General features: G+C 71.6%; 17 protein-coding genes. 5 read left to right on the forward strand and 12 right to left on the reverse strand.

Annotation, left to right across the window (positions count from 1 at the left end; genetic code table 11):
* The first annotated feature begins 36 nt into the window (after positions 1 to 36).
* Positions 37 to 828, forward strand: coding sequence for a maleylpyruvate isomerase family mycothiol-dependent enzyme (locus GA0070561_RS26835; RefSeq protein ID WP_091406677.1), 792 nt, complete (start codon positions 37 to 39; stop codon positions 826 to 828).
* A gap of 42 nt (positions 829 to 870) precedes the next feature.
* Here GA0070561_RS26835 and GA0070561_RS26840 read toward each other — a convergent pair whose 3' ends face one another.
* Positions 871 to 2070, reverse strand: coding sequence for an RtcB family protein (locus GA0070561_RS26840; protein ID WP_091406679.1), 1200 nt, complete (start codon positions 2068 to 2070; stop codon positions 871 to 873).
* A gap of 337 nt (positions 2071 to 2407) precedes the next feature.
* Positions 2408 to 4405, reverse strand: coding sequence for an elongation factor G (locus GA0070561_RS26845; protein ID WP_091406681.1), 1998 nt, complete (start codon positions 4403 to 4405; stop codon positions 2408 to 2410).
* Positions 4406 to 4587: 182 nt separating this feature from the next.
* Between GA0070561_RS26845 and GA0070561_RS26850 the strand changes: the two genes are divergently transcribed.
* On the forward strand, positions 4588 to 5595 hold the full coding sequence (locus tag GA0070561_RS26850; RefSeq protein WP_091406684.1) for a helix-turn-helix transcriptional regulator: 1008 nt from the start codon (positions 4588 to 4590) through the stop codon (positions 5593 to 5595).
* On the opposite strand, the gene GA0070561_RS26855 is transcribed toward GA0070561_RS26850, so the two are convergent.
* The gene (locus GA0070561_RS26855; RefSeq protein WP_244166450.1) at positions 5590 to 6897 is read right to left on the reverse strand and encodes an RICIN domain-containing protein; all 1308 of its coding nucleotides are present in this window, start codon (positions 6895 to 6897) and stop codon (positions 5590 to 5592) included. The two genes, GA0070561_RS26850 and GA0070561_RS26855, sit on opposite strands and share 6 nt — an antisense overlap.
* Positions 6898 to 7055: 158 nt before the next feature.
* Here GA0070561_RS26855 and GA0070561_RS26860 point away from each other — a divergent pair, with 158 nt between their 5' ends.
* On the forward strand, positions 7056 to 8243 hold the full coding sequence (locus tag GA0070561_RS26860; protein WP_208603864.1) for a spore photoproduct lyase family protein: 1188 nt from the start codon (positions 7056 to 7058) through the stop codon (positions 8241 to 8243).
* 18 nt (positions 8244 to 8261) lie between these two features.
* Here the strand turns inward: GA0070561_RS26860 and GA0070561_RS26865 are convergent, their stop codons facing one another.
* Complete coding sequence (locus GA0070561_RS26865; protein WP_091406686.1) at positions 8262 to 8768, reverse strand: DinB family protein; 507 nt, start codon at positions 8766 to 8768, stop codon at positions 8262 to 8264.
* Positions 8769 to 8818: 50 nt separating this feature from the next.
* On the reverse strand, positions 8819 to 9661 hold the full coding sequence (locus GA0070561_RS26870; RefSeq protein WP_244166451.1) for a M15 family metallopeptidase: 843 nt from the start codon (positions 9659 to 9661) through the stop codon (positions 8819 to 8821).
* Between the two features lie 240 nt (positions 9662 to 9901).
* Here GA0070561_RS26870 and GA0070561_RS26875 point away from each other — a divergent pair, with 240 nt between their 5' ends.
* Complete coding sequence (locus GA0070561_RS26875; protein ID WP_091407334.1) at positions 9902 to 10939, forward strand: LacI family DNA-binding transcriptional regulator; 1038 nt, start codon at positions 9902 to 9904, stop codon at positions 10937 to 10939.
* 126 nt (positions 10940 to 11065) lie between these two features.
* Here GA0070561_RS26875 and GA0070561_RS26880 read toward each other — a convergent pair whose 3' ends face one another.
* From GA0070561_RS26880 to GA0070561_RS26890, 3 genes are all read right to left on the reverse strand, one after another.
* A complete protein-coding gene (locus GA0070561_RS26880) occupies positions 11066 to 11911 on the reverse strand; it encodes a peptidylprolyl isomerase (protein ID WP_244166452.1) in 846 nt (281 codons plus the stop codon).
* 70 nt (positions 11912 to 11981) lie between these two features.
* Positions 11982 to 13190, reverse strand: coding sequence for a D-alanyl-D-alanine carboxypeptidase family protein (locus tag GA0070561_RS26885; protein WP_091406688.1), 1209 nt, complete (start codon positions 13188 to 13190; stop codon positions 11982 to 11984).
* Between the two features lie 47 nt (positions 13191 to 13237).
* Positions 13238 to 13966 carry a MerR family transcriptional regulator gene (locus GA0070561_RS26890; protein WP_208603865.1) on the reverse strand — a complete coding sequence of 243 codons (729 nt, stop codon included), beginning with the start codon at positions 13964 to 13966 and terminating at the stop codon, positions 13238 to 13240.
* A 166-nt stretch (positions 13967 to 14132) separates the two neighbouring features.
* Between GA0070561_RS26890 and GA0070561_RS26895 the strand changes: the two genes are divergently transcribed.
* On the forward strand, positions 14133 to 16427 hold the full coding sequence (locus tag GA0070561_RS26895) for an ATP-binding cassette domain-containing protein (protein ID WP_091406690.1): 2295 nt from the start codon (positions 14133 to 14135) through the stop codon (positions 16425 to 16427).
* Between the two features lie 144 nt (positions 16428 to 16571).
* Here the strand turns inward: GA0070561_RS26895 and GA0070561_RS26900 are convergent, their stop codons facing one another.
* The 4 genes from GA0070561_RS26900 to GA0070561_RS26915 all read right to left on the reverse strand — a co-directional run bounded on the left by GA0070561_RS26900 (position 16572) and on the right by GA0070561_RS26915 (position 20991).
* A complete protein-coding gene (locus GA0070561_RS26900; RefSeq protein ID WP_091406692.1) occupies positions 16572 to 16991 on the reverse strand; it encodes a protein-tyrosine phosphatase family protein in 420 nt (139 codons plus the stop codon).
* A gap of 881 nt (positions 16992 to 17872) precedes the next feature.
* On the reverse strand, positions 17873 to 18439 hold the full coding sequence (locus GA0070561_RS26905) for a hypothetical protein (RefSeq protein WP_091406695.1): 567 nt from the start codon (positions 18437 to 18439) through the stop codon (positions 17873 to 17875).
* A gap of 738 nt (positions 18440 to 19177) precedes the next feature.
* Entirely contained in the window at positions 19178 to 19822 is a 645-nt protein-coding gene (locus tag GA0070561_RS26910; RefSeq protein WP_091406697.1) for a response regulator, read from the reverse strand.
* Positions 19813 to 20991 carry a sensor histidine kinase gene (locus GA0070561_RS26915; protein ID WP_244166453.1) on the reverse strand — a complete coding sequence of 393 codons (1179 nt, stop codon included), beginning with the start codon at positions 20989 to 20991 and terminating at the stop codon, positions 19813 to 19815. The genes GA0070561_RS26910 and GA0070561_RS26915 overlap by 10 nt, the downstream gene beginning before the upstream one ends.
* Between the last annotated feature and the right edge of the window lie 100 nt (positions 20992 to 21091).

Below are 21091 nucleotides of genomic sequence, written 5' to 3' on the forward strand. Positions count from 1 at the left end.
TCCCGACCATCGTCGAAAATCCGTTTGAGGAGATCCATGTCGACCCCTGCTGACCAGATCATCACAGCTCTGCGCGCGGGCCACGAGGAGCTCGCCGCGCTCGTACGGGACCTCAAGGAGGACGACCTGCTCCGTCCGTCGGGGGCCAGCGAGTGGCAGGTCTCCCAGGTGCTGAGCCACCTGGGCAGCGGCGCCGAGATCAACCTGGCGACGCTGGACGCCGCCCGTTCCGGCGCGCCCGGCCCGGACGGGGACTTCAACCGTGGCGTCTGGGCGCGCTGGGACGCGATGTCCCCGGCCGAGCACGCCGCCGGGTTCCTCGCCACCAACGAACGGCTGGTCGAGGCGTACGAGGCGCTGGACGCCGAGACCCGGGCCTCGATGAGGATCGACCTCGGCTTCCTGCCGGAACCGGTCGACGTGGCCACCGCGGCCCGGTTCCGGCTCAGCGAGTTCGCCCTGCACCAGTGGGACGCCGAGGTGGCGTTCAACCCGTTCGCGGCGGTGACGCCGGGTGCGGTGGCGCTGCTGCTCGACCAGATCGGCGGCATGCTGGCCTGGACCAGCCGACCCCAGGAGCTGGCCGGCCGGGAGGCCACAGTACTGGTCCGGCTGCACGCGCCCGAGCGGACGTTCGGGCTGCGGCTGGGCGAGAAGGTCGAGATCGTCGACGCGCCGGAACGTCCCGACGGGGAGCTGGTGGCCCCGGCCGAGGCGTGGCTGCGGCTGGCCACCGGACGGCTGGGCCCCCAGCACACCCCCGACGGGGTGCAGGTGACCGGCTCGGTGACCCTCGACGACCTGCGCCGGGTCTTCGTCGGCTTCTGACCAGCGGCCGTGCGGGCCGGTCTCCCCGGCCCGCACGGCACGTCAGCCCTTCACGCAGACCACCTGCTTGAGGTGCGCGACCACCTCGACCAGGTCCTCCTGCTGGGCCATCACCTCGGTGATGTCCTTGTACGCGCCGGGGATCTCGTCGACCACCCCGGCGTCCTTGCGGCACTCCACCCCGGCGGTCTGCGCGGCCAGGTCCTCCGTGCTGAACGTCCGCTTGGCCTGCGCCCGGGACATCCGACGCCCCGCCCCGTGCGACGCCGAGCAGTACGCGTCAGTGTTTCCCCGCCCCCGCACGATGTACGACCCGGTGCCCATCGACCCGGGGATGATGCCCAGGTCACCCCGGCCGGCCCGGATGGCACCCTTGCGGGTCACCAGCACGTCCACCCCGTCGTAGCTCTCCTCCGAGACGTAGTTGTGGTGGCAGCTGATCGGCTCGTCGTAGCCGACCTGCGGGAAGTGCTCACGCACCACGCCGCAGAGCAGGGCCAGCATGACCGCCCGGTTGCGCCGCGCGTACTCCTGCGCCCACCAGAGATCCCGCCGGTACGCGTCCATCTCCGGCGTCCCGGCGAGAAACACCGCCAGGTCCCGGTCTGGAAGGTCCGCGTTGTGCGGCAGCCCCCGGGCCACCCCGATGTGCCGCTCGGCCAGTTCCTTGCCGATGTTGCGGGACCCGGAGTGCAGCATCAGCCAGACCCGCCCCTCGTCGGCACCGCCCTGCTCCAGGCAGACCTCGATGAAGTGGTTGCCCCCGCCGAGGGTGCCGATCTGCCGCTGCGCCCGCGTCTCCAGCTGCGCCACCCGCCGGTCCAGGCCGGCGAACCGGCCCCAGAAGTCGTCCCAGCCGGCCTGCTCCAGGCCCCGGATCCGACGCGTGTCGACCGAGTCCTTGCGCTGGGCGAAGCCGACCGGGATGGTGGCCTCGATCGCGGAGCGCAGCCCGGCCAGGTCGTCCGGAAGGTCGGCGGCGGTCAGCGAGGTACGGACCGCCGACATCCCGCAGCCGATGTCGACGCCGACCGCGGCCGGCGAGACGGCCTGCCGCATGGCGATCACCGAGCCGACCGTGGCGCCCTTGCCGAAGTGGACGTCGGGCATCACGGCGACACCCTGCACCCAGGGCAGCGCGCCGATGTTGCGCAGCTGCTTGGCGGCCTGGGGCTCGATGGCGTACGGGTCGGTCCAGACCCGGACCGGTGCCCGGGTACCGGCGAGAGGGGTGAATCCCATGGTGGACTCCTTCAGTCGTGCCGTGACCGTTAATGATCAGGTTTTGGTCGCCAGCGGCGGTGCGCGGATACGAAAGGGCCGCCCGATCCCGGTGGGATGGGCGGCCGGCGGACGCGTCAGCGTCGGCGTCAGTCGCGCCACCCCGGCTCGTTGCGCCGCGATGGGCAATAGGCACGGGTATTGGCGGTGAGCTGCAAAGGGGTGTTGGCGGGGAGCAGGCACCAGCGGGCGTCGGTGCGGACGCGTCGCGACATGGCGTACTCCCTCCGGGTTGCTCGGTTGACCGTGCACCGACGACAGTAGGAGGGCTGCGGCGCGTCCGCAATGGATATCGCCGCTACCGGCCACCGACCCGGCGCGCGACCGCCAGCAGATACTCCCTGCGATCCAGCGGATTGTTGTCCCAGCGGGTCCGGACGGGGGCAGGACCACGCACCGGCCGGTAGCAGTCGAACTCGGTCTCCAGCACGCCCTCCCCCCGGGTCAGCGCAGGCAGGCGACGCTCCAGCGCGTGCACCAGACCAGCCGGGATCTCACCCTGCACCAGGTAGGACGCGCCCTGCGCGGTGGTGTCGGTCGGCACCGCTTCCAGCCGGGTGAGCGCGGGCAGCAGCGTGCCGAGGACGTCACCCGGCACCTCCAGCCGGAAGCGGTGTACCGGCTCGTGGACCCGGGTGCCGGCACGGGCGAGTGCGGCCATCAGCACCAACGGGGTGAGATTGCGGAAGTCCCCCGCCGTGCTGGACATGCTCTTGTCGAAGGTGCCGTGGGAATGGCTCTGCCGCGCCCAGTAACCGGCGTGAGTCATCGTCACCTCGCAGTCGGGGACCTCCCACCCGTGAAGGCCCTGGCGCAGGGTTCGGCGCACGGTCTCCTCCACGGCGGTGAAGAAGGCGGGTGGCATCGAACCCAGCTCGACGCCGAGTCGAAAGGTCACGCCGGCACCGGTCGGCGCAGGCGCGATCCGCAGCCCGACGGTGGCCAGGAACGGGTTGGGCGCCACCGCGATCACCTCGACCGCCTCACCGACGCCGCACACCCGCTCCACGTGCACCGTGCTGGTCTCCCGGAACGTCACCCCCACGCCGAAGTCGTCGGCAAGGGTGGCCTGGATGACCTCCTTCTGCACCTCGCCGTAGAGCGACACGGTGATCTCGTGCTGCCGGTCGTCCTGCCGCAGGTTGATGAGCGGGTCCTGCTCAGCGAGCTGGATCAGCGCAGCGTGCAGCGCGACCCGGTCGGCGGGGCGCGTCGGCACCACCACGGTCTCCAGGGTGGGTGGCGCGAAGTGGCGGTCGGTGCCGACATGTCCGGGTGGCACGCCCACCGGGTCGCCGATCCGAGCCTGCTTGAGGCCCCACAACCGGGCGATGTGGCCGGCTTCGACCGCCGACGCCACCACGTCGGCCCCATGGGCGACGACTCGTACGGCGGTGACCAGCTCAGCGTCGACCGCGCCGACGCGGACCCGGTCGCGAATCCGGATCGTGCCGGCGAAGAGCCGGACCAGGGCGATCTTCTCTCCGGCTGGACCCCGTTCGATGGCGAACACGGTGCCGGAGACCGGGGCGTCGGCGTCACCCTGGACGGTGGGCAGCAGCTCGGTGATCCCGGCGATCAGCGCGTCCACCCCGGCACCTGTGATCGCCGAGCCGGCGTAGACGGGCTGCACCAGCGCGCGGCCGGTCCGCGTCGCCAACGCAGCGCGTAGCCGTGAGTACGGCAGCGAGGACGTGTCCGCCACCCAGTCGGCGAGCAGCACGTCGTCCTGGCCGGTGAGCAGGTCGAGCAGCCGGTCGGTGGAGGCGAGGTCGGTGGGGCCGTACGTCGTGCAGTGGGCGCCGCGGGTCCCCGGCATCGCCACCGCGCCCATCGCCACGACGGTCGGCGTGAGCTTCTCCGCGACCGCCTGGAAGACCCGCTCGGGGTCCGCCCCGACCCGGTCGACCTTGTTGATGAAGATCAGCGTCGGGATGCGCAGCCGGCGCAGAGTCCGCATCAGCACCCGGGTCTGCGGCTGCACCCCCTCCACCGCGGAGATCACCAGCACCGCGCCGTCGAGCACACCGAGCACCCGCTCGACCTCGGCGATGAAGTCCGGGTGACCGGGCGTGTCGATCAGGTTGACGGTCACGTCGTCCAGCACGAAGGAGACGACAGCCGAGCGGATGGTGATCCCGCGTTGCCGTTCCAGTGCCAGGGTGTCGGTCTGGGTGCTGCCCGCGTCGACCCGGCCGAGCTGGTCGGTCACACCAACGTCGTGCAACAGCCGCTCGGTCAGGCTGGTCTTACCGGCATCGACGTGAGCCAGGATGCCGAGGTTCAGGGTTTTCACGCAGCGTCAGGTCCTTCAGGTAGGCGACAGATCCCTTCTGGTCGGACATCGACGCAGCGCGCATTGTTGCTCCCTGGAGGTTGGTGGCGGTTTCGGGTAGTTCAGCAGGCCGTCGTCGGGTCGGGCAACCGAATAACCGGCGCTCCCACACCCCGTCGGTGGTCGCTGGCAGACTTGCCGGGATGGTGGAGACCTCGGTGCGGCTGCTGCGGTTGCTGACTCTCCTGCAGGTGCGCCGGGAGTGGTCCGGCGCGGAGCTGGCCGAACGGCTCGCGGTCACCACCCGCACGGTACGCACGGATGTGGAGCGGTTGCGGGTGCTGGGCTACCAGATCGAGTCACACCCGGGGGTCGCCGGCGGCTACCGGCTCGGTGCCGGGTCGGCGCTGCCACCGCTGCTGCTCGACGACGACGAGGCCGTGGCGGTGGCCGTCGGGCTGCGGGCCGCGGCTGGCGGCTCGGTGACCGGCATCGAGGAGACCTCGCTGCGGGCGCTGGCCAAGCTGGAGCAGTCGCTGCCGTCACGGCTGCGGCACCGGGTGGACGCCCTGCGCTCGGCGACGGTCTCCGCCGCCGGCGGTGGCCCGACCGTGGACGCCGACACGCTCACCGCCGTCTCCACGGCCGCGCACCGCCGGGAGCGGCTGCGGTTCGACTACGCCGGCCATGACGGCACGGTCAGCGTGCGCGATGTCGAGCCGTACCGTCTGGTCTACACCGGGCGGCGGTGGTACCTGCTGGGGTGGGACACCGACCGGGCCGACTGGCGGACGTTCCGCGCCGACCGGATCCAACCCCGGGTGCCGACCGGCCCCCGCTTCGCGCCGCGGGAGCCGCCAGGTGGCGACGCGGTCGCGCACGTGCTGCGCGGCGTCGGCTCCGCGGCCTGGCCACACCCCGCCCGGGTACGCCTGCACGCCTCGGCCGAGACCATGGCGCAGCGGATCCCCACCACGGCGGGCCTGCTGGAGGCGATCGACGAGCGGGCCTGCCTGCTGCACACCGGCGGCGAGTCGCTGGGCAATCTGGCTGCCTTCCTCGGCACCCTGGCTGTCGACTTCGACGTGCTCGACCCACCGCAGCTGCGCGCCGTCATCAGGGACGTCGCCGCCCGGTTCGCGCGCGCCGCCGGGCCCGCGCCGGGGCGGGTCGCGGTTCACCCCGGCGCGGACGTGGCGGTGGAGCTATGACTGCGGCACCAACCGGAAGGACTGCGCGGCGGTGCCGTTGCAGGTGTACTGGACGAGCTGAACGCTGTCCGCCGTGGACGCTCCCGGCACGTCGAGACACTTTCCGCTGGCACGGTTGACCAGGCGGTAGTAGCCGCCGCCCTCGGGCTCGGCCCGCCACTGCTGGTTGTTTCCGCCGCTGTAGGACCAGAGCTGGATCGGCGCCGAGTCGGCGGTCGACCGGTTCGTCACGTCGAGCACCTGGGCGCTGTTGTTGCGGTTGTTGACCCGCAGGTACCCGCCGCTGGTCGGCGCGAACTGGTACTGCTGCGCGGTGCTGCTGTTGCACGCGTACTGCTGGATGACAGTCCCGTTCGCGCTGGCCGCGGCCCGGGCGTCCACGCACTTGCCGTTGCCCCGGTTGACCACTGTGTGCCAGGCGGTCGGCGAGATGCCGTCGGACGGCGGGGGCGTGGTCGGGGGGACGGTGCCGACGCCGGCCAGCCAGTGCAGCCCGTCGATCAGCAACTGGTTCTGTTGCGCGCTGTCGAAGGTGGAGGACAGCCCGGTGTTGGTGCTGTAGTTCATCGCGTTGTGGCCGAAGTTGGCGTAGAGCATCTTGTACTGCCGGTTGCTCCAGACCAGCGGATAGTAGCCGCCGTACCAGGACTGGTTGGGGTCCGTGCCGACCGGGAAGCTCGACGGGTCGACCGAGGCGAGGATGTCGATGTTGGGGTTCTGCCGCAGGTCGTTGCTCCAGGAGTACCACTCGCTGATCGACGACGGGAACGTCGCCGGGAGGTTCCGGGTGGCGGCGTGGGTGCGGTTGTCGGCGCGCATCGTGACCCGGGTGGGCCCCCAGGTGTTCGTCTGGAACGAGCCGGTGCCGAGGAAGGTGTTGTAGTACCAGCTCCAGCTCGACGGGTTGTCGGTCCACGCGCTGACGTGGAAGCCCAGCCACGCCCCGCCGTTCTGCATGTACTGCTGGAACGCGGCGCGCTGCGCGGTGGGCGGCGCGTCGTCCAGGAACATGACGACCTTGTACTGGGCCAGGTTGGCGGTGTTCAGCAGGCTCCAGTTGTTGGTGGCCTCCCAGGAGAAACCGTGCTGGGCGGCGGCCTGCGGGAACCAGGCCCGGGCGTCCCTGACGAAGTCGATGTGCGCGGCGTCCCAGGTGCCGTTGTAGAAGGCCAGGACCTTGAACGTCGGCGCGGCCTGCGCGCTGCGCGAGGCGTTGACCGCGAGACCGGCGGTCAACGCGACGACCAGGGCGACGAACAACGACAGGATCCGTCTGGTACGGGAGGAGAGTTCTGCGATCACCTGATCGTCCCTTCGGTCGGGACGCGCGCCGCCGCGTCGATGTGCATCTGTTCACAAGGTTTACAGATAGATGAAAGGTTATGCGCTCCGGTTGGGCGGCGTCAATCGCGGGGCGGCTGATCGGGTGGGATTCCTGCGGCAACGGGTACCCCGGCCGGATGACCAGCCAGGACGCCGTCGACGTCGACCAGCCGCTCGCCGTGGACGTACCCGCCGCGCCGCACGACGCCAGTGGCGAACGGGTGCCGACCCGCGACCTGGCCGGCCTCGCGCCGCCGGCCCGGTCAGCACGCCGCTGGACCCCGAGCCGGGTGGTGACCACCCCCGCCGCGCTCGACCACCCGCACGGCCAACGGATCGTCGAGCGGGTGCGGGCACTCGGCATCGAGGTGGAACACCTGCGCGCCAACCGGCTCACCGGGGTACGCGGGCAGACCGACCGGGAGACCTACGCCCGGGCCAAGTCGACGATGGCGATCGTGGTGAGCCCACCCTCGCGGCGCGTCCTGCAACCCATCGCGCCCAGCGCGGACTGGCGGGTCGACCTGGCCGAGGGCTGCCCGGCGCACTGCCAGTACTGCTACCTCGCCGGATCCCTGTCCGGCCCACCGGTGACCCGGGTGTACGCCGACCTCGACGACATCCTGGCCGGGCTGGCCGCGTACGCCGGGCGTGGGACGGTGACCAGCCGCAACGCGCGGCGCGCCGACGAGGGCACCACCTTCGAGGCGTCCTGCTACACCGACCCGCTCGCTCTGGAACACCTGACCGGCAGTTGGCGGCGCGCGGTGCAGCACTTCGCCGACTGGGACGCCCCCGTGCAACTGCGCTGGACCACCAAGTACGCCGATGTGGACACCTTCGTGGGGCTGCCGCACGCCGGCCGGACCCGGGTCCGCTTCAGCGTCAACTGCTCCCCGGTGAGCGCTCGGTTCGAGGGTGGCACCGCCCGGGTGCCGGACCGGCTGGCCGCGCTGCGCCGGCTCGCCCTCGACGGCTACCCGGTCGGGCTGACCATCGCGCCGATCATCGCGCTGCCGGACTGGCGGGAGCGCTACGGCGAACTGCTCGACCAGGTCCGCGCGGCGGTCGACGGGGTGCCGGATCTGGACCTGACCGCCGAGTTGATCACCCACCGGTTCACGCCGGGCAGCAAGGAGGTGCTGCTCGGCTGGTATCCGCGCACCCGGCTGGAGATGGACGAGGAGTCCCGCACCCGCAAGCACGGCAAGTTCGGCGCGGTGAAGTACGTCTACCCCCGTGAGCAGATGACCGAGCTGCGCGACTGGTTCACCGCCGAGCTGACCGCCCGCGTCCCGGCCTGCCGGATCCTCTACTGGACCTGACCAGCCCCCTGTCGCGGGCTAGACGCCGACGGTGCCGTCGATGCCCTCGCGGAGAAAGTCGGCGTGGCCGTTGTGCCGGGCGTACTCGTGGATCAGGTGCAGCATCACCAGCCGCAGTGACACGGTCTCGCCGGAGCGGACGTTGAGGCCGGTCACGTCGAGCGACGCGGCCGCCCGCTCGATCCGGCGGGCATGCTCGACCTCACGCTCCCAGGCGTCGAACGCTTCGGCGCGGGTGGCCGAGCTGGCGTCGTACGCATGCTGGAAGTCACCGGTCTCCGACCAGACCAACCCGATGTCCTCGCCGTCGATGACCCGCCGGAACCAGGCGCGCTCCACCTCGGCCATGTGTCGCACCAGACCGAGCAGGGACAGCGTTGAGGGCGGCATCGACTGCCGGCGCAGTTCCTCGTCGGAGAGGCCCTCGCACTTGAGGGCCAGCGTGGCGCGGTGGAAGTCGAGGAACGCGCGCAGCGTCTCCCGCTCGTTGCCGGTAACCGGGGGGCCGATCCGTTCGGTGGTCATTGAAACGATCATGCCGGATGGCGCCGGCGGCCGCGATGGCGGGCCGCAGGTCAGCCGACCGAGGAGCGGGCGACCGGGGCGGCGAAGAACGTGTCCGGGTACGGCTCGTCGCGCAGGCTGTAGTGCCACCACTCACGGTCGTAGTTGACGAACCCGGCGTCGGTCATCAGCCGCTGCAACAACCGACGGTTGTCCCGCGCCGTCCCGGTGATGCGGGGGTCGGCGGTGTGTGCCCGGGGGTCGAAACAGTCGAAGCCCGTACCCATGTCGATGCTGTTGTCCGCGAAGCGCTGTCCGCGCGGCGCGGTGCAGGCGACCAGCGGTTGCCCGACCCGGTACGGAGGTTGGCCGGCGGCGGGCTCGTCGACAAGGGTCAGGTCCAGGGTGCTGCCGCGGCTGTGTGCGGTGGGCGCGCCGATGTATCCGTCGGCGAAGAGCCGGTTCTTGGCCAGGTCCGGGTAGAACTCGGCCTTGGTCTGCTGCTCACCGGGGTGCTTCGACCAGGCGACGAAGTCGTCCACCGCCGGCTGCGGGCGGTAGCAGTCGTACACCTTGAGGCTGTGCCCACCCGCCAGGGCGGCGTCCTGTACGCGGCGCAACGCCTCGGCCGCCTGCCGGGTGAGCAGGCACAGCGGCTCGCGGTAGCCGGTGATCGGACGGCCGACGAAGTTGTGCGGTGTGGCGTACCGGATGTCGGCGTGGATGCGCGGGTCGAGGTCGGTCAGCACCACGAACCCCGGCAGTGGGGCTACCGCGGAGGTGGACGGGGCCGGCGCGGGTGTGGGACTCGCCGACGTCGGCTGCGGCGTGGCCGGCGCGGGGCGGGGCTCCGGCCGTGAGCAGCCGCCGAGCAGCGTGGCGAGCGCGAGCACGACGGCCAGGCGGTAGCGCACGACTCCTGTCTATCAGCCCGGTTGGGGTAACCATCCCAGGACCCATGTGGTCCGCCGACCGAAAGTGGCCGGAAAAACTCCGGAACTTTTCCGCAACTCCAGCGAAGCTTCGATTGACCTGACATGTCGTCAACCCCCATCGGTGAGGCAAGATGACCCGTGGAACGGGCACGCCGTTTCGGGACACACGGTGGGCGACGTCTTGTGGGTCGCTACTCCGGCTCGGTGAAGGAGACGCGGGTGGGCGCGGACGACGGACGCAGGGTGACCATCACCGCGATCGCACGGGAGGCCGGGGTGTCGGTGCCGACCGTGTCACGGGTGCTCAACGGTCGCTCCGATGTGGCCCCGGACACTCGGGAACGGGTCGAGGAGTTGTTGCGCCACCACGGCTACCGGCGTCGGGCCAGCCGCAGCGTTCGCCGTGCCGGTCTCGTCGACCTGGTCTTCAACGACCTGGACAGCCCCTGGGCCGTGGAGATCATCCGAGGCGTGGAGGATGTCGGGCACGGCGCCGGCGTCGGCACTGTGGTCTCCGCGATCCACCGGCAGCCCACCGCGGCCCGGCAGTGGCTGCAGAACCTGCGCACCCGGGCCACCGACGGCGTCATCTTCGTGACCTCGCACCTGAGTCCGCCACTGCACGCGCAGCTGCGTCGCCTCAACGTGCCGGTGGTGGTCGTCGACCCGGCCGGGGTGCCGGCCATGGACGTGCCGACGATCGGCGCCACCAACTGGGCCGGTGGGCTCGCCGCGACCGAACATCTGCTCGCGATCGGGCACCGGCGCATCGGTTTCGTGGCCGGGCCGACGCACCTGCTGTGCAGCCGGGCGCGGCTCGACGGTTACCGGGCCGGGCTGGAGGCCGCCGGGGTGCCGGTGGACGACGCGCTGATCTACCCGGGCGACTTCTACCACGCCTCCGGGTTTTCCGGCGGGACGGCTTTGCTCGACCTCGCCGACCCGCCGACCGGCATCTTCGCCGCCAGCGACCAGATGGCCTTCGGCGTCTACGAGGCCATTCGACGTCGCGGGCTGCGCGTACCGGACGACGTGAGCGTGGTGGGGTTCGACGACCTGCCGGAAGCCCGCTGGGCCTCACCGCCGCTGACCACCGTGCGCCAACCGTTGGTCGAGATGGGACGGTTGGCCGCCCGGACGGTGCTGCGCCTGGCCCAGGGCGAGGGCATCGACTCGCCCCGGGTGGAACTCGCCACCGAGTTGGTCGTTCGGGACAGCACCGCCACCCCGCTGACCGGGTCGCCCGCCTCGGCGTGACGGCCGGAACTGCGTCGGAAACCGGTTGGACCGGTTCCGGTCCGTTCCCGGAAATTACGGCCGAGGGCGTACGCCGCCCCGGGCGGGCGCGGTGAGCGACCGACGGTCACCCACCGCGCCGTACGGTCAGTGGTGGTGCCAGCGGACGGCCTTCCGGATGGTCACCGGCAGTGCGGGCGCGCCGTCGACCGGTGCCGGGTCCTCGGCGGTCGGCGCCACTCCCCCGGCGGCGATCCGGTCCAGGGTGGCAAGGCCGGCCCCGTCGACCTCACCGAAGATCGTGTAGTTGGGGCGCAGCGCGGAGTTGGCGTAGACCAGGAAGAACTGGCTGCCGTTGGTGTCCGGCCCGGCGTTGGCCATGGCCAGTACACCCCGGGCGTACACCCGGCGCTCCCCGGTCGGGTCGGTGGGCGCGGGCGGCAGGTCGGTCGGCAACTCGTCGCGGTACCGGTAGCCCGGGCCGCCCTCGCCGGTGCCGGACGGGTCACCGCACTGCAGCACGCTCAGCGTCGGGTACGCGGTGAGCCGGTGGCACGGGGTGCGGTCGTAGAACCGCTTGTTCACCAGGTGCAGGAAGCTCTGCACCGTGCACGGCGCGGCGGCCCGGTCCACTGTCAGCCCGATCGGCCCGTGGTTGGTCGCCAGGGTCACCCGGACGCTGCCCCGGGCCGGGGTGCGTCGCGGGTCGGGCGGCAGCGGCACCGGCCGGGCCGCGGGTTCCTCCGGGGTCTCGGTGTACGCGCACGGGCCGTGGGTGGTGCGCGGCGGCCGGACGGCGGTGTCGACAGCGGTCAGCGGCGCGGCGGAGACGCGCTCGGCCTCGGCCGACGGGCCCGGCGTGGCGAGGGCGGTGGCGGACGCGCCGACGACCAGCGCACCGGCGAGCACTGTCACCCCCGCGAGGCGGGTCAGGGCGCGCACCGGCCGGCGGGGTGCCGCCACTGCGGGGCGCGGTTCGAGTTCACTCGACACAGGGATCCTCCTGGACTGGTGGTGCCAGAAAGATCGGAGTCTATGGACGGCAGCGCCCGATGTCGATCCGTCAGGGCATGCGACGGCGACGCCGCCACAGCAGGCCGCCCAGCAACGCCACCACCGTCGCGCCGCTCACCGCGGTCACCGACCAGAGCCACTCCGAGCCGGTACGCGCGGGCCCGCTGGCCGCCGCCGGTCGGGGCGCGCCGGGTGCCGCCAGCACCGACGGCGCCGCCGACGGGGTGGCGGTCAGCTCGCCGGGCTCGACCAGTCGACCCACGGCGGCGTCCCGGGGCAGCGTGAAGCCCCAGTCCAGAAGGGCCGCGCCCTGCTCCCAGCCGCGCACCGGTGCCGATTCGGCGCCCAGCAGGGTCACCACCAGCCGCCGACCGCCGCGTTCCGCCGCCCCCACGTAGGTGTGCCGGGCCAGGTCGGTGAAGCCGGTCTTGCCGCCGAGCGCCCCCGGGTACCGGTAGATGAGCTGGTTCTCGTTCTGGATCTCGAAGCCCTTGGTGCGTTGCGCCGGCTGGGCCGGAATCGACGTCTGCTCGGTCAGCGCGTACCGGCGGAAGGTCGGCTCGGCGAAGCAGGCCCGGGCGATCAGCGCCAGGTCGTACGCGCTGGTGAACTGCCCCTTGCCGTCCAGCCCGGACGCGGTGACCGCGTGCGTCTGGAGCGCGCCGAGGTGGTGCGCCTGCTCGTTCATGGCGCGCACGCCCGCGGCGCTGTCCGTCCCGCTGCCGAGTCGGGCCAGCGCGTTGGCGGCCTCGTTGCCGGAGTTGAGCAGCAACCCGAGCCAGATGGTCTCGATGGTGTACCGACCGCCCGCGACCAGGCCCACGGCCGAGGAGCCGGGTTCGATGTTCATGTCCGCGTCGGTGACGGTGACCGTCTGCTTCGGGTCGAGCTTGGGCAGCATCGTTGCCGCCAACAGGAGCTTCTGCACGCTCGCCGGTGTGCCGTACTCGTGGGGGCCACACCCGCCGAGCACCTGGCCGCTGTCCAGGTCGGCGACCAGCCACGACGTGGCGGTGACCCTCGGCGGCGCGGCGACGCCGGCCGGCACGACCAGGCCGGCCGTGTCCAGCGCCGCGCCGCCGACCATCCGTTGCTCGGGAACGGCGGGCGGGGGCGACGGCCGGGGGGCGCGGGACGCCGCCGGCACCGGGACCCGGGGGCAGCGCACCGTCGGCGCGGCGGACGCTCCCGTCGCACCGACCGGCACGGGAGCGAGCAGGACGGCGGACGTCGTGGCCGCCAGCAGCGCAGCTCTCATGTGCCCGACCCTAGTCAGGAGGATCGCCCCGCGGGACGGGATGCCGGTCAACCCGCGTCGCCCCGACCGCGCAGGTAGTCGTGCAGCGCGGCGCTGCCCCGCAGCCGGCGCAGGCTGCGGGTGTGCAGCTCCTGCTCGCGGCGGGCCAGCTCGGCGCGGACCCGCTGGGCGCTGCCGGTGGTCCGCAGTTCGCCCAGCACTGCGGCGATGATCTCGAAGGGGTACGCGCCCCGGCGCAGCAACGCGATGACCTGCGCCGCGCGTAGCTCCACCTCGTCGTACACCCGGTAGTTGGTGCCCGGGGTGCGGCGCGGCCGCAGCAGCTCGCGCTCCTCCCACAGCCGCAGCTGCGAGGTCCGGACCCCGACCAGGGCGGCGACCTCGCCGATGCGGGCGCCGTGGCGCGGCGCGGGCCGGGCCGCCGGTGGGCTGGCCAGCACGGTCTCGAAGGCGCCGAGCACCCGGCGGATCTCGGCGCGTTCCCGGTCCAGCTCGGCATGGCCGCCGTCGAGCGCCGCCAGGGCCGCCGGCAGGTCACCCGTGTGCACCGCCGCCATGATCTCCCGGGTACGGCTCCAGCCGTGCCCCTCGGCCAACCGCCGCGCCACGGTCAGCGCCCGGGCGTGCTCTCCGGTGAAGATCCGGTAGCCGCTCGCGGTGCGGCGCACCGGCGGCAGCACCCCCAACTCGACGTAGTTGCGCACCTGCTGCACCGAGATCCCGACGGTGGCCGCCAGGTCCACGGCACGCAACCGATCCTTCGAGGCGACGTCCACCCGAGCCACCGTACCGCTTACGACGTGATTTGAGACTTTCCGGGGCGTACTGCTGAGCCCTCCGCTGAGATCTCGGCGAAAGTCTCTACATGGGGATGAATGAGACAATGGAACCCGCCAGTGCTCGGCGGGGCAAAGTCCCGCCGCGATTCCGTGAAGGGTTCGTATGTCGCAGCCAGCATGGTCCGCCGCCGACAGCCACGACATGATCGAAGTACGCGGGGCGCGGGCGAACAACCTCGCCGACGTCTCGGTCGACATCCCCAAACGCCGGTTGACCGTCTTCACCGGTGTCTCCGGGTCGGGCAAGTCGTCGCTGGTCTTCGGCACCATCGCCGCCGAGTCCCAGCGCATGATCAACGAGACCTACAGCGCGTTCCTCCAGTCGTTCATGCCGAACCTCAACCGTCCGGACGTCGACTCGCTGCGCAACCTCAGCGCGGCCATCGTCGTCGACCAGGAACGGATGGGCGTCAACTCCCGCTCCACCGTCGGCACCGCCACCGACGCGTACGCCATGCTGCGGATCCTCTTCAGCCGGCTCGGCCAGCCGTCCATCGGCGGCGCCGGGGCGTTCAGCTTCAACCTGCCCGAGGGCATGTGCCCCACCTGCGAAGGGCTGGGCCGGGTCTCCGACCTCGACATCAACGAGTTGGTCGACGTCGAGCGCTCCCTCAACGACGGCGCGATCACCGTGCCCAACTTCGCTGTCGACTCCTGGTACTGGCAGACCATCGTCGGCTCCGGCCTGTTCGACCCGGACGTCAAACTCCAGGACTTCACCCCGCAACAGTGGGAGGACTTCCTGCACAAGCCGGCCACCAAGATCAAGGTGGGCAGCAACAACTGGACGTACGAGGGTCTGGCCGTCAAGGTCAAGCGGCTCCTCCTGTCCAAGGACCGCGAGTCGATGCAACCGCACATCCGCGCCTTCGTCGACCGGGCGGTCACCTTCACCAGTTGCGGCGACTGCGGCGGCACCCGACTCAACGCGGCGGCCCTGTCGTCACGGATCGCCGGGCTCAACATCGCCGACTGCTCGGCCATGCAGATCAGCGACCTGGCCGCGTTCGTCCGCACCGTCGACGACCCGGGGGCCGCGCCGCTCGTCGCCAACCTTCGCGACCTGCTGGACTCCCTGGTCGAGATCGGTCTGGGCTACCTCAGCCTGGACCGTGAGTCGGCGACCCTCTCCGGCGGCGAGGCGCAACGGGTGAAGATGGTCCGGCACCTCGGCTCCAGCCTCTCCGACGTCACCTACGTCTTCGACGAACCCACAGTCGGCCTGCACCCGCACGACATCGCCCGGATGAACGACCTGCTGCTGCGGCTGCGCGACAAGGGCAACACCGTGCTGGTGGTGGAACACAAACCGGAGACCATCGCCATCGCCGACCACGTGGTCGACCTCGGACCGGGCGCCGGCACCGACGGTGGTCGGATCTGCTTCACCGGCGACATCCCCGGCCTGCGCCGCTCCGACACGCTCACCGGGCGACACCTGGACCACCGGGTGACAGTGCGCGAGGCGGTACGCCAACCCACCGGGCAGCTCGCCATCCGCCAGGCCGACCTGCACAACCTGCACGACGTGGACGTGGACATCCCGCTCGGGGTTCTCACCGTGGTCACCGGCGTCGCCGGGTCCGGCAAGAGTTCACTGATCCACGGGTCGCTGCGCGGCCGGTCCGGGGTCGTCATCGTCGACCAGTCCCCGATCCGTGGCTCACGACGCAGCAACCCGGCCACCTACAGCGGGCTGCTCGACCCGATCCGCACCGCCTTCGCCAAGGCCAACGGGGTCAAGGCGGCCCTGTTCAGCGCCAACTCCGAGGGCGCCTGCCCGACCTGCAAGGGAATCGGCCTCATCTACACCGACCTGGCCATGATGGCCGGCGTCGCGAGCGTCTGCGAACGGTGCGAGGGGCGGCGCTTCACCGACGAGGTGCTCACGTACACCCTGCGCGGCAAGAACATCCACCAGGTGCTGACCATGTCGGTCACCGAGGCGTACGCGTTCTTCCCCAGCGGGGCGGCGCACCTCATCCTCGGCCGGTTGGTCGACGTCGGGTTGGGCTACCTCAGCCTCGGCCAGCCACTGACCACCCTGTCCGGCGGGGAGCGGCAACGACTCAAGCTCGCCATCCACCTGGCCGAGAAGACCACCACGTACGTCCTGGACGAGCCGACCACGGGCCTGCACCTGGCCGACGTGGACCAACTGTTGGCCCTGCTCGACCGGATGGTCGACGCCGGAAACACGGTGATCGTCATCGAGCACCACCAGGCGGTCATGGCACACGCCGACTGGCTCATCGACCTCGGCCCCGGCGCCGGCCACGACGGTGGCCACATCGTCTTCACCGGCACACCGGCCGAGCTGGTCGCCACCAGCGACACCCTCACCGCCAAGCACCTCCGCGAGTACGTCAACGACCCGGCGGTGATCGGTCAGGGCTGACACCGCTGCCCCGCTACCGGCCGGAGCACAGCCGGGACGGGTGCTTGGCACGAGCGGCTGTGGTCCGGCGGTGCCAGCGACGGCGGTGGTCCGGTGGCGGTGGTCCGGTGGCGGTGGTCCGGTGGCGGTGGTCCGGCGGCGGTGTCAGGTGACGCGGCGCAACCAGCGCCGCTGCCAGGGGGTCTCCACCGCCTTCGGGTGGTAGCCGGCCCGCACCCACGGCACCGCCCGCTCGACCGGCAGACCGTCGAGGATCGCCAGCGCGGCCAGGGCCGTTCCGGTACGACCAACCCCACCCCGACAGGCCACCTCGACACGTTCACCGTCGTGGGCCCGTCGCAGCGCCTCCCGTAGGACGTCGAGGGCTTCGGCGCGGTCGAGCGGCACCCAGAAATCGGGCCATCGGATCCTCCGGTGCGGCCAGGCCGGCTCCGGACCAGGTGCCAGCAGCACGGCGAAGTCGGCGGGCGACGTCGCGGCAGCGACGCGGCGTCCGCGCACCGTCGCCCCACTGGGGAGTACGAGTACGCCCGACTGCTCGGACCACGGCTGTGCGTCAGTCACCCGGACATTGTGCCGCGACGCTCTGACGGATGAGCACAGACAGCGCCGCCCCCGGCCGGTGGGCCGGGGGCGGCGCTGGTGTCGGTGTGCAGGTCGCCTCTCGGCGAGTGGCACGACGCGGCTCCAGCCGAACGGTATTCCGCGAAGGCAATATTAGGTGAGGCCCGGGGACACTGAGTCACACCGACACTCTCCACAACCAGCCCGCACCCCGCGATGTTCCCGCACCCCGCCGAGTCGTCCCGCCGGGTCCCCTCGCTGGCTGCACGCCGGTCGCCTCGCGACCACGACACTCGCCATCGCGCGCTTCCGCCACAACCCACGAGATCTTGGACAGTTTCCGTTCCGCGTGAACGGAAACTGTCCAAGATCTGCTGGCAGCCACCAACCAGACCGCGCCATCCGCCTCCGCCGGCGCGCATCCCGCTCCGGCGACGGACCATCCGGTTCCGGCGACCCCGCCATCTGCCTCCGGCGAGCACCCGCCGGCATCATGGCATCCGCCTCCGGCGAGCATCCGGCGTCGCGGCGTCCGCCCCGGGCGGGCACCCGGCGCCGCGGCATCTCCCCCCACCGGCGCCGCATCCGCTCCCAGCGGGCATCTGACGTCGCGGCATCCGCTCCCGGCGCCGCGGCGCCCGCTCCCGGTCGGCGTCGCGACGTCCGGGACCAGCGACCAGGTGCCTGCCGCACGGAAACGGAAATGCCGCTGGCCGCCTCCCCGGGTGTAGGTGCCGGTTTCGTGGTGCGGTTTATGCGGGGTTGTCAGGGCACGGAAATGCCGCTGGCCGGCACCCCGGGTTGCGGGTGCCGGCCAGCGGTCGGTGTCGTGCTGTGGTCTTGCCGTGCGGTGCGGTGCTGCGGCAGTGCTGTGGTGTGGGTCAGCTGTTCCAGTGCTGGGCGACGAGGTCGGTGGCCTGCTGCTCCCACTGGGCGTAGGCGTCCGGGTAGGCCGACACCTGCACGGTCTGCGCGGCGTCGGTCAGCGCCATGTCCTGCCACCCGTCGACCTGCTTCAGACCCTTGAGGAACGCGGTCGTCGAGTACTCAGGGTCGGTGATCTGCTCCGGCGTACCCCAACCACTGGACGGGCGCTGCTGGAACAGGCCCAGCGAGTCGTGGTCGTTCCTGTCGCCCAGGTGACCCAGGTTCTCCAGCTTCGACTCCTGCAGGCTCGTCGCGATCGAGATCACCGCGGCCCGCTCCGGCAGACCGGCCTTCTTGGTGGCGGCGATGATCGCCTTGACGTTGGCGGTCTGCTCGTCGTTCAGGCTGATGTGGGACTGCTCGCCCTGCGGCTTCGGCGCCGCCGACTGCACAGCAACCGCAACCGGCTTGGCATCCACGGCCGGGGTGGCGGCGTGGGCGGCGATCGGACCGGCGAAGACACCACCGGCGAACGCGAGACCAGCAACAGACAGGACGCTCTTACGGAAGATCGTGTTCATGGGGGTAGCTCCTTCGGGGGTAGAACACCCCAACCGCCAAAGGGGGACGGCGGCAAGGGTGTGAGCACCTCGTCCGGCGCTGCACGTACAAGGGGGAAAAGTTTGGGGGGTGACGCCGTGTCGGGCGTCGGGCGGCGACCTGCGAGCGGGGGGCTCGTGGCGCCGGGTCCTGTGTAACGACCGGCGGGCCAGGGTCATTCCGGGGTTGGCCCACCCATCGGCACCCTCATCATGGCGGTGCCCGTAGGTCGTTCGTGGGGGTTGTAACGACCGGGGGGCCGGGGTCATTCCGGGTTGGCCCACCTGCCGGCACCCTGCCGGCACCCTCATCGTGGCGGTGCCTGCGGTCGTTCGTGGGGACTGCAACGACCGGGTGGAGGCTGGCATTCCAACCTGCGCGACCAGCCCCCAGAGGTCGGGCGGCGGGTCGGTCGTACTGCGATCGTCAGGGTATGTAACGACCCCGGCCCGGCCATGATTCCGGCCCACGAGTGCGCTCGGCCACACCCCACGAACACCCACCAACGGGCAAACCACCCACGCGGCGAGGCTCGTGCGACCCCAAACACCCAGGCCGGGCGTGATCCGCTCGGGTTCACGGAAGTCGGGGCATCCCGGACTCGCGAACGCCCGACTTCGTGAAACCCGAGTCGATCATGCCAGGCCCCGGCCCGCATGCCCGGGCCGCGATCCCGCACGCCGGGCCGGCCGCCGTGCCCGGCCCACGAGCTGGGCGGGTCAGCTGCCCAGGTAGCGCAGGATTGCGAGGATTCGCCGGCTGTAGCCCGTTGTCTGCGCCAGGTCGAGTTTGTCGAAGATGGCGTTGACATGCTTCTCGACCGCGCTCTGCGAGACATGCAGCCGCTGGGCGATGGCGAGATTCGTGTGGCCCTGGGCCATCTCGTGCAACACGTCCCGTTCGCGCGGCGTGAGCCGACCGAACGGGTCGGGCCGGCCCGAGCCGGCCACCACCTGACGGACCACCTCCGGGTCGAGGGCGGTGCCTCCGGCGGCGACCCGGTCGAGTGCGTCGAGGAAGTCGTCCACCTGGGCGACCCGGTCCTTGAGCAGGTAGCCGACTCCCTCGGGACGGTCCGCGAGCAGCCGCCCGGCGTAACGCCGCTCCACGTACTGGGAGAGCACGAGGACGCCGGTGTCGGGCCACCGACGACGGATCTCCAGGGCGGCCCGTAGTCCGTCATCGGTGTGGTTGGGTGGCATCCGGACGTCGGTGACGACCACGTCGGGACGGGATCGTTCGACCGCCTCGACAAGCTGGTCGGCGGTCCCGACCGCCGCGAGCACCTCGTGGTCCTCGTCGGCGAGCAGCCGTGTCAGGCCCTCGCGGAGCAGCGTCGAGTCTTCGGCGAGGACTAGTCGCACGGCAGCTGCGCCAGCACGGTCGTCGGACCGCCGGCAGGGCTGGTCACCAGCAGCCGGCCGTCCAGCGCGGCGACCCGACGCGCAAGCCCGGACAACCCGCGTCCGGTCGGTTCCGCCCCGCCGACGCCGTCGTCGTGTACGCGCATCCGGATCCACCCATCCCGTACTCCGATATCGACAGTGACCAGGTTAGCGGCGGCGTGTTTCGCAGCGTTGGTGAGCGCCTCGCAGGCCACGAAGTACAGCACCGTCTCGACCTGCCGCTCGGGGCGGACGGGCAGCTCGCAGCGGATCCGCACCGGCACCTCGGATCCGCGGGCGACGATGGCCAGGACCTCGCCCAGATCGCTGTCGTCCAGCGCTGACGGGTAGACCCGCCACGCCACCTCGCGCAACTCTTCGATGGCCCGCTGCACATCCTCGTGTGCCTGGGCGAGCAGTGCGTGTGTGCGGTCGGCGTCGCGGGCGCGCCGGGCCCGGCCGAGCAGCATGCCGAGGGCGACCAGCCGCTGTTGGAGGCCGTCATGCAGGTCGCGTTCGATGCGCTGCCGTTCGGCGTCGACCGCGGCGATGACCCCGGCCCGGCTGGTGGTCAGCTCGTGGACGCGCCGCGTCAGCTCCGCCCGACTTCCCGGCCCGAGCAGTCGTCGCGCCAGCCGGATGTCCAGCGCGGCGATGCTGGCGACGGCCTGGACGTTGAGCAGTAACAGCACCGACCCGACAGCGATCTGGGACAGTGCGTCGAGGAGGGTCAGCTCTCCGCGTACCGCCGCGCGCAGCACGATCCCGGCCAGCACCACGCCGACGCCGAGCACGGCGTACGCCAGCAGGCCGAGCATGCCGGGTAACATTCGGGCGGCCAGGTAGCCGATCTGCCGCCGGGTCGCCACGGTGTTCGGCGCGGGCAGATCCTCCCCGGCGAGCAGCCCGGCGAGGCGGCGATGTTCCATCCGCACCAGCCGCCCCCCGTACCGGTCGGTCAGGCCAGCAGCCCGACGGCCGGCCGCAGGCGCTACCACGCGCACGCTGGATGCGGCGGCCGCGACGACGAGGAAGGCGAACTCGACGGCGGCCGTCGCGATGCCGACAGCGACACCGAGCGGCAGCCGGAGCCGAGGCCACCACCTGCCGGTTCGCCGCTCCCCCACCACCTCGCCTGCCTTCCGCACCGGGTCTGCTCCCCCTTGCTCTGCGTCATCTGACCCGCCCGCGGGCGACCCCGGGTGGCGCGTGGGGGGCAGCAGAGCAAAGGAAACCAGAAGAGGGTTG

Source organism: Micromonospora saelicesensis, from assembly GCF_900091575.1.
Classification (GTDB): Bacteria; Actinomycetota; Actinomycetes; order Mycobacteriales; family Micromonosporaceae; genus Micromonospora; species Micromonospora saelicesensis.